The sequence below is a fragment of the Sphaerisporangium rufum genome (genome assembly GCF_016863395.1).
Taxonomy (GTDB): Bacteria; Actinomycetota; Actinomycetes; order Streptosporangiales; family Streptosporangiaceae; genus Sphaerisporangium; species Sphaerisporangium rufum.
Genome location: NZ_BOOU01000029.1, coordinates 1 through 12,385, shown reverse-complemented (window position 1 = coordinate 12,385; position 12,385 = coordinate 1). Strand labels below are relative to the sequence as shown.

The following is a 12,385-nucleotide window of genomic DNA, read 5'->3' as shown; positions in this document are numbered from 1 at the left end:
CATGGCAACCGCGCGCACCGCGTCCCGCGCGCCGTCTCGACCCGCCCCGGGCCCGCGGGCCCGGAGCGGGTCCGCCCGCGGGCGGCAGACCAGGGCGGCCTGGCTGTTCATGCTCCCCACGCTGGTCGTGCTGGCCGTCTTCGTGCTGTGGCCGATGGCGCAGGCGCTGTACCTGTCCTTCACCGAGTACGAGGTCTTCACCCCGGCCACCTGGGTGGGGCTGGACAACTACACCCGGCTGCTGTCCGATCCGGCGTTCGGGAACGCGCTGGCGAACACGCTGTACTACGCGGCGGTGACCACGCCGCTGTCGGTCGTGCTCGCCCTGGCGCTGGCGCTGCTGCTCAACCAGCGGCTGCCGCTGCGCGGCTTCGTGCGCACCGCGGTGTTCGTCCCGGTGGTCATCTCGCTGGCCGTCGTCGCGATCGCCTGGACGTTCCTGCTGGACCCCAACATCGGGCTGCTCAGTTACTGGCTGTCCAAGGTGGGCGTCGTCACCGAGCAGGGCTGGCTGCGCGACCCGTCGCTCGCCATGCCGGCGGTGATGATGGTCGGGGTGTGGAAGAACGTGGGCTTCTACATGGTGATGTACCTGGCCGGGCTGCAGTCCATCCCGACCATGCTGTACGAGGCGGCCCGCGTCGACGGCGCGGGCGCCTGGGCCCGGTTCCGCAACATCACCTGGCCGCTGCTGGCCAACCAGACGATGCTCATCGTGATCCTGGCCGCGATCGCCACCCTGCAGGCGTTCGACCAGATCTTCGTGATGACCCGCGGCGGGCCGTTCTTCCGCACCGAGACGCTGGTCGCGATGACCTACCGGATCGGCTTCAAGGAGTTCCAGTTCGGGTACGGGGCGGCGATCTCCTTCGCCCTGGTCGTGCTGATCGCCCTGCTGAGCATCGGCCAGTTGCTCTACTTCCGCAAGAGGACGGTGACCTACTGATGGCCACGCGAAGCCGCGACGGGCGTGGCCTGCTGACCACCTGGCGGGTGCTCGGCACCCTCACCGGGCTGGCCATCGCGCTGGCCATGCTGTTCCCGCTGGTGTGGATGGTGACCACCTCCTTCAAGCCCGAGCAGGAGATCGTCTCCTTTCCGCCGGCGCTGTGGCCCGAGCACTTCACCCTGGAGAACTACACCGGCGTGTGGGAACGGCTGCCGTTCACCCGGCTGTTCCTCAACACGCTGCTGTTCGCCGGCACCGTCACGGTGTTCTCGCTGCTGCTGGACTCGATGACCGCCTACGCGCTGGCCCGGCTGAACTTCCGCGGCCGGGGCGTGGTGTTCGCCGTCGTGCTGGTGGTGCTGATGGTGCCCTGGCAGGTGACGCTGATCCCGCTGTACGACATGCTGGCCGGCCTGGGGTGGATCAACACCTACCAAGGGCTCATCGTGCCCCGGCTGACCAACGCCTTCGGGATCTTCTTCCTGCGGCAGTTCCTGCTGGCCATCCCGCGCGACCTGGAGGACGCGGCCCGGGTGGACGGCGCCTCGGAGTTCCGCATCTACTGGAACATCATCATGCCGCTGGCGGTGCCCGCGCTGCTCACCCTGGGCCTCTTCCATTTCATGTACAACTGGAACGACCTGCTGTGGCCGCTGATCATCAGCCAGGACGAGTCGCGGCAGACGCTGCCCGCCGGGCTGGCGCTGTTCATGGGCCAGCACGTGGTCGAGTACGGCCCGCTGATGGCCGCCTCGGTGCTGACCCTGCTGCCGGTGGTCGTGTTCTTCGTCATCATCCAGCGCCGGTTCGTGGCCGGTGTCGCGACGACCGGGATCAGGTAGGCCATGCGGTGGCATGAGGACGGGCGGCTCAGGTTCGCCGTCGGCATCGAGGACACGTTCGTCCCTCAGGAGTACCCGGGGCGGCGGCGGCTGGACGAGTACGAACTGACCCAGCACTACCACCTGTGGCACCAGGATCTCGGCCTGGCCGCGGCGACGGGTGCGGAGATGATCCGCTGGGGGATCCCCTGGTACCGGGTGGAGCCCGAGCCGGGCCGGTTCCGCTGGGACTGGCTGGACCGGGTGGTCGACCGGCTGGTCGAGCTGGAGCTCACCTGCGTGGTCGACCTGATGCACTACGGCACGCCGATGTGGCTGGACAACCAGTTCCTCAACGCCGGCTACCCGGCCCGGGTGGCCGAGTACGCCGCCCGGGTCGCCGAGCGGTACCGCGACCGGCTGCACGTGTGGACCCCGCTCAACGAGCCCACCATCAACGCCGTCTACTGCGGCGAGAACGGCACCTGGCCGCCGCACCTGACCGGCCAGGACGGCTTCGTCAAGCTGGCGCTGGCCATCGCCCGCGGCATCACCGCCACCCAGCGGGCCGTGGCCGCCGTGCAGCCGGAGGCCACCTTCGTGCACGTGGAGGCGAGCTTCCGCTACGCCGGAGACTCCTTCCCCTTCGACGTCGACCTGATCCGCGAGCGCCGCTACCTGATCATGGATCTGGTGACCGGGAAGGTGGACGCCGGCCACCCCCTGCACGGGTACCTGCTCGGCAACGGGGCCGGCGAGGCGGAGCTGGCCGAGCTGCGGGCCGGCGCGGTCGTCCCGGACGTGGTCGGCGTCAACTACTACCCGGCCTTCACCACCTCCCGCTACGAGCCCGGCTCGGCCGTCCCCGTCCCGGTCGAGGCGGGCACCGCGGGCCTTGCGGAGCTGCTGGGCGAGTTCGCCGCGCGGTACGGGCGGCCGCTGTTCGTCACCGAGACCAGCCGGGCGGGCACCCCGGCCGAGCGGGTGGCCTGGCTGCGCGACAGCGTCGCCCTCATCCGCCGGATGCGCGAGGAGGGGACGCCGATCGTCGGCTACACCTGGTGGCCGCTGTTCGCCCTGGTCGACTGGCTCTACCGCGAGTCGGCCGAGCCGGTGGAGCGCTGGCTGGTACAGATGGGCCTTTACGACCTGGAGCCGGACGGCGCCGGGGTGCTGCGCCGCGTCCCCACCGCCGCGGTCGAGGAGTTCCGCCGGCTGGCCCGCTGAGGCCGAGGCGCGCGGTCTCACCCGGGGTGTCAGGCGCCGGGAGGGGTGCGGAGCAGCGCGAGGAACATGGCGTCGGTACGGTGGCGGTGCGGCCAGAACTGGGCGTACGGGCCGTCGCCGAGGCCGGCCACCTCGGGCAGGTAGGCCCGGGCGTCGAGGAGCTCGGCACCGCCGTGGCGCCGCAGCACGTCCTCGACCACGACCCGGGTCTCCGCCAGGTGCGGCGAGCAGGTGACGTAGCCGACCACCCCGCCGGGACGCGCGGCGTCCAAGGCCGAGCCGAGCAGCTCGCGCTGCAGCGCGGCCAGCTCGGGCACGCTGCCGGCCGGGCGCCGCCAGCGCGCCTCCGGGCGGCGGCGCAGCGCGCCGAGGCCGGTGCACGGGGCGTCCACCAGCACCCGGTCGAATACCCCTGGCCGCCAGGCCGGCCGGGTGCCGTCCGCGGTCACCACCCCGGCCCTGCGGGTGGCCCGGTAGACCAGCCGGGCGCGGTGGTGGCGCTGGTCGGCGGCCAGCAGGTGCCCGCCGGCGCCGGTGAGGGCGTCCAGCAGGGCGGCCTTGCCGCCGGGACCCGCGCACATGTCGAGCCAGCGGTCGTCGCGCCCCGCCACCGGCACCCGGGTCAGCGCCAGGGCCACCAGCTGGCTGGCCTCGTCCTGCACCCCGGCCCGGCCCTCGGCGACCGCCGGGATCGCCGCCGGGTCGCCCTCGGGCAGGTAGGCGGCATGCGGCGAGTACCGGGCCGGCGTCGCGCCCGCGGCGACCAGCTCGTCCACCGTGGACCGGCCCGGCCAGGCGACCAGCGTCACCACCGGGCGCTCGTTGTCCGCGGCGAGCAGCGCGGCGGTCTCGGCCGGGTCGCCGCCGACCGCGTCGCGCAGCGCCGAGGTGATCCAGCGCGGATGGCTGTGGGTGACCGCCAGGTGCCCGACCGGGTCGGCGGCGGCCTCCGGCGCGACGATGGCCAGCCAGGCGGGCAGGTCGCGGGTCGCCACCTTGCGCAGGATGGCGTTGGCGAAGCGGCTCGCCCCGGCGCCGACGCGCAGCCGCACCAGGTCGACGGTCGCGCTCACCGCCGCGTGCGGCGGTACCCGGGTCTTCAGCAACTGGTGGGCGCCCAGCCGGACGGCGTCCAGCACCGGCGGGTCGATCTCGTCCGGCGGCCGGTCGCTGCACGCGGCGATGATCTCGTCGTAGGTGCCGAGCCCGCGCAGCGTGCCGTAGGCCAGCTCGGTGGCCAGCGCGGCGTCCCGGCCGCTCAGGCCGCGCTCGCGCAGCAGGGTGGGCATCAGCAGGTTGGCGTAGGCGTCCCGCTCGTCCACCGCGCGCAGCAGGTCGTAGGCGGCGTTGCGCGGCTCGTCCCGCGGCGGCCGGGGCCGGCCCCGGCCGGTGGCCCGCCCGGTCGCCGGCCGCCCGGCGCCGCCCCGGCCGCGTACCGCGTCGCGGCCCGGCCGCCGGTCGCCGGCCGGCCGCTCGCCCCGGGTCACGAGTCGCCTCCGGTGGCGGGGACCGCACCCAGGCGCTCCTCGGCGCCGGGACGGACGCCCCGGGCCCAGTCGGCGGCGGGCATCCGGCGCTTGCCCTCCGGCTGCACCTCGCCCAGCTCCACCGGATGGGTCGCGGTGCCGGCCAGCACCGCCGCCCTGGTCACGGCTATCTCGCCGGGCGCGAGCGGTGCCGCCTGCGGCGCCGGGCGGACCGGGCCGAGCCCGAGGCGCCGGCCGCGGAACCCGGTCCAGGCGCCGGGCGCCGGGGTGCAGGCGCGGACCAGCCGGTCGACGCGCATCGCCGGCGCCGTCCAGTCGACCCGGGAGTCGGCGACGCCGAGCTTGCCCGCGTGGCTGACGCCCTCGGTGGGCTGCGGGCGGGCCTGCAGGGTGCCGTCCTCGATGCCGTCGAGGGTGGCGGCGAGCAGCCCGGCACCGGACTCGGCGAGCCGGGCCAGCAGCGCGCCGCTGGTGTCGTCCGGGCGGATGACCTCGGTCACCACGCCGTAGACCGGCCCGGCGTCCAGTTCCTTGACGATCTGGAACGTCGCGGCGCCGGTGATCTCGTCACCGTGCAGCACGGCGTGCTGGACCGGGGCGGCGCCCCGCCAGGCGGGCAGCAGCGAGAAGTGCAGGTTGACCCAGCCGAGCCGTGGCACCTCCAGGGTGCGCTGCGGCAGCAGCGCGCCGTAGGCCACCACCGGGCAGCAGTCGGGCGCGATCGCGGCCAGCCGGTCCAGGAACTCCGGGTCGCCGGCCTTGGCCGGGCGCAGCACCTCGACACCGGCCGACTCGGCCAGTTCGGCCACCGGGCTGGGATGCACCCGGCGCCCCCGGCCGGCCTGGGCGTCCGGCCGGGTGACCACCGCGGCCACCTCGTGGCGCGGGGACGCCAGCAGTAGGCGCAGCGACGGCAGGGCGGTCTCCGGGGTGCCGGCGAAGACGAGGCGCACGGGCTCAGAGGGCCTTGCCGTGCGTCGCGTGCGGGGAGAACCGCACCGCCGGGGCGGCCAGGCCGCTCCACTCGGCCTCGCGGATCGCCCGCATCGCGAGCTTGCGCTGCGCCGGGTCCATCCGGTCGATGAACAGCACGCCGTCCAGGTGGTCGGTCTCGTGCTGGACGCAGCGGGCGAGCAGGTCGGTGCCCTCGATGGTGACCGGCTCGCCGTGCATGTCGAAGCCCTTGGCGACGGCGCGGATCGCCCGCGGGGTGGGGAACGACAGCCCGGGGAAGGACAGGCAGCCCTCCTCCCCCTCCTCGTCCTGCTCCTCCGACAGGTCGAGCGTGGGGTTCACCAGGTGGCCCAGGGTGTCGTCGACGTAGTAGGTGAAGACCCGCAGGCCGACGCCGATCTGCGGCGCCGCCAGCCCGGCACCGGGCGCGTCCATCATCGTGTCGGTGAGGTCCTTGACGAGCCGGCGCAGCTCCTTGTCGAAGTCCTTGACCGGTTCCGCGGGGGTGCGCAGCACCGGATCGCCGAACAGGCGGATCGACTGAATTGTCACGAACGGCTCCGTTCACCTGACGAACTGACGGCCCCCCTAGTTTATGGGCGTACAACCCCCACCCCGTTCACGAAATCGACCGCCCCCGGCCATCCCGCACGAAGATCACCCCGGCCCGCCCTCCCACGATCTGCCAGAGATCACCCCGTCGACCGCCCACCCCACAGAGCGCACCGGCACCCCGCCGCTCCCCCACCCCGGCGTTCGGGCGCGCCGGTGTTGTGAGGAGGAGGGAGTAAGCCTGAGGAACGAAGGCTTGCGAGCGACGCTCGAAGAACGCCGGCTGAAGGCGCCCGAACGCAGCACGAGCGGAGCGAGTGCCAAGCTACACAGATCTTGCTTTCATGGCGGCCTTGCGGGCGGCCTTGGCGATCACCGCGTCGGGGTGGTGGGCACCGAGGAGTTGCAGGACGGCGATGGCGTCGGGGTGGCCGCTGCGGCCGATCTCCTCGACCAGCCGGAGCAGCTCCTCGCCGCCTTCCAGCGCCTCGAACTCGCCCATCGCCTCCTCGGCGTCCGGGACGTGCAGCAGCGTGGCGAGGGTGTCGACGGCCAGCCAGGTGCCGTCGTCCTCGCTGAGGGCCGGCGCGGGCAGGTCGCGCACGCCGAGCCAGACGGCGGCGTGCCGCCACATGGCGGGCTCGGCGAGCGCCTCGCGCATGGCCGGCTCGGCCTCCGGCCCCATCTCCTCCAGGATGGTGCCGATCACGCCGCGCTGCCCGGCGGTGCCGGAGGCGGCCACCTTGATCAGCTCGCGGGCGGCGTCCTCGGGTACCCGGCGCTCCACCCACAGCGCGGGCGCGCTGGAGGGCGCCTCGCCGGACAGCATGGCCTCGACCAGCTCGGCGGCGCTGAGGTCGGCGAACCCGGCCACCTCCGACATCAGCGGCGCGTCGTGGCCCTCACGCAAAAGATCCTGCCGGACGGCCCAGACCCCGAGCGGGGTCAGGCGCACGCCGTCGCCGGCGCGTTCGAACAGGCCGCAGTAGCACAGCAGGTCGAGGGCCGCCCGCAGCTCGGCGGGCAGCACCTCGCGCAGCCGGCGCATCTCGGCGGCCCGGGCCTCGCAGCCGATCTCGTGGGCCTGGAGCATGCCCTCGACCAGCGCCGCGTAGGTGATGCCGTCGGTGGTGGCGTAGATGGTGGCCAGCATCTCGGTCAGGTGCTCGTCGGCCACCGCCGAGCCGGTCAGCCCCTCGTCGATACGGTCCAGCACGTCCATCACGACGCCGTCCCAGAACTCCATCAGGTCGGCGGGCAGCCCCGGCCCGGGCGCCGCGCCCGCCCCGGTGACGCGGATGAGGCCGCCGTTGACCGCGACGATCCAGACCAGCCGCAGGCGCCCCGCGGTGAGGCCGAGTTCGGCGGCGGCCCGCAGGGCGTCGTCCGGTGGCAGCAGGCCCTCGGGGGTGACCGGGCGGACGCCGGTCCAGGCGGCCAGGCGGCGGGCGTCGCGGACCAGCGGCACCGCCGGCACCGCACCGGCCAGCTCGGCGGACGGGGCCAGCTCCACCGGCGGGAAGCTCAGCACCTCGCCGTCGCAGTCGTCACAGTCGCAGGGCTCGTCTCCGCCCGCCATCTCGGCGAGCATCGCCTCCCGCTCCTCGCCGGAGACGCTTCCCAGCTCATCGATGAGATTGCGCAGCTCGCCGAGGTCGAACACCCCGCCGTTCCCACTGTTGGCCATTCCCGCAACTTACTCCACAGCAGCCACACACGACGACGCTCCGCCGAGTTGACCATGACTCGTCCCGAGGGCCGTCATCCTATGCCGCGGGAGCGGGCCTTGAAGGCCGCCTTGCGGGCCGCCTTGGCGGCGTCGGGGTCGGGCAGGTGGCGGCCGAGCAGGTCGAGCACCTCCGCCACGTCCGGGTGGTCCACCCGCCACATCTCCTCGATCACGTGCGCCGGCGGGCCGGACGCGGCCAGGTGCCCGGCGAACGCCTCGGGGTCGTGGTCGGCGCTCGGCAGGGCCGGCGCGAGCATGTCGACGCCCACCCAGAGCACTTCTTCGGGGGTGAGCCTGGGCGCCGGCAGGCCGTGCGCGGACAGCCACTGGACGGCGTGCGGCCGCAACTCCGGGTCGTCCAGGAACTCCCGGACGGCGGGCTCGGCCGCCGGGCCCAGGCGGTCCACCACGGTGACCGCGACACCGCGCGGAACGGCGGCCCCGCCCGCGACGGCGCCGAGCAGTTCGCGGGCGGCCTCCTCCGGTGACCGCCGGGCGAGCCAGGCCGCGATGTCACGGTCGGCCCGCTCGGCCAGCGTCTCGCCGGTGAGGGCCTCGATCAGGCCGGCCGCGTCGCATTCGGCCGGGTCGGCCGCGACCGGGGCCTGGACGCCCATCCGGGCGTAGGTCTCGCGCAGCCCCCACAGGCCGTGCGGGGTGAGCCGGACCACGCCGCCGGCCCGCTCGACGGTGCCGCAGCGGGCCAGCGCGTCCAGGGCCTCGGCGAGGCCGCCGCCGGCCGTGGCCTGGCCGGTGTCCTCACCCACCTGCTCGAGGTGCTCGGCGATCTCCTGGACGTCCACCGGCCCGCGCAGGCGGTAGAGCATGTCGTGGATGGCGTAGATCTCGCGGTCCACCCCGGGGGAGCCGCTGACGTCGGCCTCGGGGCCGCCGGTGAGGAAGGCGACGGTGCGCGCCCACAGGTCGAGCACCTCGGGGTCGTCGCGCTCGGCGGGGGGCCGCAGCCCGGCGGCCGCGCGCACCGCCCGGCCCTCGACCTCGACCAGGCCGAGGGCGACGGCCAGTTCCCAGGCCAGCGCGGGCGCGCCCACATCGTGCTCGGCGGCGACGCGCCGGGCGTCCCGGACCCGCAGCGCCCCGGCGGCGGTCGGGGTGTGGCCGCCGCCGAGCACCCAGCCCGCCACCAGGTGGGCGTCGCGCAGCAGCCCGGAGTCTCTGACGGCCGCGGCCACCTCGGCCGGTGGTGCCAGCCGGACCGCCGGCAGCGGCGTGCAGGCCGGGCACTCGCATTCCTCACCCGGGGTGCCGCCGTGCGCGCGGCGGGGCCGCGGGCCGGCCGCGTCCCCGACCAGGCCGGCCGGCATGCCCTGTTCCAGGGCGTCGGCGCCCATCGCCCCGAAGATGCTCTTGGCCATGCCGTACCTGGTGGTGTCGGCCAGTGCCGCCGGCATCTCCGGTGCGATCCGGTCGATCCGGGCACGCATGCGGCCGGCCATCTTGGTGCCGATCTCCCCGCTGTCCAGCAGGTAGTCGACCAGCGTGCGGGCCGCGGCCACCGTCTCGGGGGCGCTCTCCGGCGGTGTGATGACCTTGCGGGGATAGATGTCGAGCAGCAGCTGCTCGAACGTTTCGGGCGTGAAGTCGGCGAGCTCGCCGACGTTGAGGTAGTCGCTGGCGTAGTCGCACAGGAGACGCACTTCGTCGATGTCCACGGAGATGCCGTTCGAGCGCCCCCACGCCCGGATCTCCTCGATGGCCCCGTTCACCCATTCGATCGACACAGGGAGAAACTAACGGCTTACTTTCAGCACCGCGAATCGGCGAGGTCGGGTCAGATGACGTCGATCGGATCCATACACACTCGGACCAGGTCGGGAGCCTTGCGTGCCGATCTCACGCCGGCGGCGCCCTTCAGCTCCCGGGCGAGCGCCGCGCCGCCCGCCCGCGGGACCCGGATCATCAACCGTTCCTCGGCCGGTCCCTCGGCGTGGCGCGGGGTCTCGACCGGGACCGGGCCCAGCAGCCGCGCGTCCGGCGGCAGCCGCAGCCCGGCCGCGGTCTCCCGTACCGCGGCGGCCGGGCCGGTGAGGGTGGCCAGGTGGACGGCGGGCGGGAAGCCGAGCGCCGCCCGCTCGGCCAGCTCGCGTTCGGCGTGGGTGACCGGGTCCCAGCGCAGCAGTGCCTGTACCGCCGGGACGGCGGCGTCGGCCAGGACCACCAGCTCGCCGCGCGAGCGCAGCAGCGCCGCGGCGTTCATCCAGCGGCGCAGCGTCTCCTCGGCGGCGCGCAGGCCGGCCCGGCCGAGCAGCGCCCAGCCGTCCAGCAGGACGGCCGCCGCGTAGCCGTCCTCGGCCACCGGTTCGGCGCCGGGCGTGGCGACGACCAGGGCGGACGCCGCGCCGACGGTGGCGAGCACCCCGTCGCGGCCGGAGGTGCGGACCGGGACCGATGGGAAGGCCCGGCCGAGTTCCTCGGCGGTGCGCCGGGCGCCGATCACCACGGCGCGCATCCGGGCGCCGCCGCAGGCCGGGCAGCGCCAGGTGCCGGCGATGCGGCCGCACCACCGGCAGTACGGGGCGGAGTGGCCGCCGCGCAGCGCGAGCGGCCCGCCGCACGCCGGGCCGCCGGCGCGGTCGCCCCCGGGCGGCTCGGGGAGGTCGGCGGTCCCGCCGGCCGGCCGGGCGGGCTGGGTGCAGCGGGCGCGGGCCCGGCAGTGCTGGCAGGCCAGCGCCGGCAGGTAGCCGCGCCGCGGCACCTGCACCAGGACCGGCCCGTCCGCCAGCCCGTGCCGCAGCGCGGCGAAGGCCTGGGCGGGCAGCCGGGCCGCCCGGGCCGCCTGGTCGCGTGCCATCTCGGCGTCGTCACCCGACGGCCGGACCCGGGGGGCGTGCGCGCGCAGCGCCGTCCGGGTCGCGGTGATCGGCCGGGCCCAGCCGGTCGCGACCAGCCGGGTCGCCTCGGCGGTGCGGGCGTGCGCGGCGATCAGCATCGCCGCGCCGGCCTGGTGGGCGCGCAGCGCCAGCACCTCGCGCGCGTGCGGGTAGGGGGCGAGCCGCTCGGCGTGCAGGTCGTCCCCGTCGTCCCAGACGGCCACCAGCCCGAGATCGCGGACCGGGGCGAAGGCGGCGGCCCGGGTGCCGGCGACCACGCGCACCTCCCCGCGCAGCGCCCTCAGCCACCGGCGGTAGCGCTCGGCCGGGCCGAGGTCGGCGGTCAGCGCCACGTGCCGGTCCTCGCCGAGGACGCGGCGCAGCGCAGTGTCGAGCATGGCGACGTCCCGGCCGTCCGGCACCACGACCACCGATCCCCGGCCGGCGCGCCAGGCGGCCAGCACGGCCAGCGCGACGCCCTCGGCCCAGGCGAGGACCGGGACGGGCGCGCCGGCCGTCCGGCGGCGCCCTCGGGCCTCCCTGGCCGGCACGGGGGCCGGCATGGGGGCCGGCACGGGGGCCGGCACGGGGGCCGGCACGGGGGCCGGCACGGGGGCCGGCACGGGGGCCGCCACCATGGCCGGCCGGCCGGCCGCGGTGCCGTCACCGGCCGGGACGGCACCCGCGGACGTGCCGTCGTGCGCCCCGCCCGCCGGGGCGGCGGCGGGCGGGCGCAGGCCGGGGAGCACGGTCCACACCGCGCGCGCGGGCCGCCCCTCCGCCAGCGCGGCCAGGAACGCCGGCCCGGCCGGGTACCCGGCCCACACGCCCGGCAGGTCCGTGGCGGGCACCGTGGGCGCGGGGACCGGCGCGGCGGCGGGGCCGGCACCGGCCGGTGGGACCGCGGACGCCGTCGCGGGCGTGGCCGCCGGGGGCGGTCCGGGCGCCGGCGAGGCCGGCTCCGGCCCCGGTGGAGCGGCGGGTGCGGGCGGCGGGAGGGCGACGGCCTCCGGGGCACCGGCCTCCGAGGCGACGGCCTCCGAGGCGACGGCGTCGGGGGCGACGCCGGACTCTGCGGCGGAATCGGCCACAGGCGGCGGGACGGAGGCGGCGGCTTCGGCCTCCACCCGGGCGTGGCGGGGCGGGACGGCCAGGCGCACCACGTCCGGCATGGTGCCGGCGTAGCGGTCGGCGACGGCGCGGCACAGCGCCGCGACGGCCGCGGTCAGCACCGGTTCGGCGGAGACCACCCGCTCCAGCGGGGCCAGCGCGCCCTCGTGCTCGGTGGTGCCGGTGCGCTCCAGCACGAACCCGTCGGTGAGCTTGCCGGCGAAGCGCACCCGTACCCGGCAGCCGGGGACGGCGTCATCGGCCATCGCCGCGGGCACCAGGTAGTCGAAGGGCCGGTCCAGGTGGGGCAGCGGATTGTCCACCAGCACCCGGGCGACCGGCAGGTCGGCGGCGGGGACGACGGCGCCCTTGGCGGGCGGGCCCGCGATCGCGGAGGTGACGGCCGTCGGGGCGCCGGGTCCGGCGCCTGCGGCGACCGCGCGGCGCCGCCCGGGCGCGTCCCGGCCGGCGGCCCCGGCCGGCGGGGACACCGCGGACAGCGGCAGCAGCGCCCCGGGGTCCTCGGGGTCGGCGCCGGGGCCGGTTCGGGTCACCTTCACGTCCTACCAGACGGCGGCGGCCGGCCCCTGCGAACGAGTCGCGGCCCGCGGGTCGCCCCGCGGGCCGCGCCCACCTGCCTGGTCAGGCGCCGGAATCAGCTGCCGGCGGCCTGCTTGAGCTGCTCGACGCGGTCGGTGCGCTCCCAGGAGAAGTTCGGCTCCTCA

At 75.9% G+C, this 12,385-nt stretch carries 9 protein-coding genes; 3 read left to right on the top strand and 6 right to left on the bottom strand.

Annotation, left to right across the window (positions count from 1 at the left end; genetic code table 11):
* Nucleotide 1 precedes the first annotated feature (1 nt).
* Genes Sru01_RS08905 through Sru01_RS08895 form a run of 3 tightly spaced genes read left to right on the top strand, consistent with a single transcriptional unit; the run spans nt 2 to nt 2,997 of the window.
* Entirely contained in the window at nt 2-946 is a 945-nt protein-coding gene (locus Sru01_RS08905) for a carbohydrate ABC transporter permease (protein ID WP_203983422.1), read from the top strand.
* On the top strand, nt 946-1,791 hold the full coding sequence (locus Sru01_RS08900) for a carbohydrate ABC transporter permease (RefSeq protein ID WP_203983421.1): 846 nt from the start codon (nt 946-948) through the stop codon (nt 1,789-1,791). Before Sru01_RS08905 ends, Sru01_RS08900 begins: the two co-directional genes overlap by 1 nt.
* 3 nt (nt 1,792-1,794) lie before the next feature.
* Nucleotides 1,795-2,997, top strand: coding sequence for a family 1 glycosylhydrolase (locus tag Sru01_RS08895; RefSeq protein ID WP_203983420.1), 1,203 nt, complete (start codon nt 1,795-1,797; stop codon nt 2,995-2,997).
* A gap of 29 nt (nt 2,998-3,026) precedes the next feature.
* On the opposite strand, the gene Sru01_RS08890 is transcribed toward Sru01_RS08895, so the two are convergent.
* The 6 genes from Sru01_RS08890 to Sru01_RS08865 all read right to left on the bottom strand — a co-directional run bounded on the left by Sru01_RS08890 (nt 3,027) and on the right by Sru01_RS08865 (nt 12,214).
* A complete protein-coding gene (locus tag Sru01_RS08890; RefSeq protein ID WP_203983419.1) occupies nt 3,027-4,484 on the bottom strand; it encodes an RsmB/NOP family class I SAM-dependent RNA methyltransferase in 1,458 nt (485 codons plus the stop codon).
* Nucleotides 4,481-5,437, bottom strand: a complete 957-nt coding sequence (gene fmt, locus Sru01_RS08885) for a methionyl-tRNA formyltransferase (RefSeq protein WP_203983418.1) — start codon at nt 5,435-5,437, stop codon at nt 4,481-4,483. The genes Sru01_RS08890 and fmt overlap by 4 nt, the downstream gene beginning before the upstream one ends.
* 4 nt (nt 5,438-5,441) lie before the next feature.
* Nucleotides 5,442-5,990 carry a peptide deformylase gene (def, locus tag Sru01_RS08880; RefSeq protein WP_203983417.1) on the bottom strand — a complete coding sequence of 183 codons (549 nt, stop codon included), beginning with the start codon at nt 5,988-5,990 and terminating at the stop codon, nt 5,442-5,444.
* A 325-nt stretch (nt 5,991-6,315) separates the two neighbouring features.
* The gene (locus tag Sru01_RS08875; protein WP_203983416.1) at nt 6,316-7,677 is read right to left on the bottom strand and encodes a hypothetical protein; all 1,362 of its coding nucleotides are present in this window, start codon (nt 7,675-7,677) and stop codon (nt 6,316-6,318) included.
* Nucleotides 7,678-7,751: 74 nt separating this feature from the next.
* Nucleotides 7,752-9,461, bottom strand: a complete 1,710-nt coding sequence (locus tag Sru01_RS08870; protein ID WP_239137157.1) for a hypothetical protein — start codon at nt 9,459-9,461, stop codon at nt 7,752-7,754.
* 50 nt (nt 9,462-9,511) lie between these two features.
* Complete coding sequence (locus Sru01_RS08865) at nt 9,512-12,214, bottom strand: primosomal protein N' (protein WP_239137155.1); 2,703 nt, start codon at nt 12,212-12,214, stop codon at nt 9,512-9,514.
* Nucleotides 12,215-12,385: the final 171 nt, after the last annotated feature.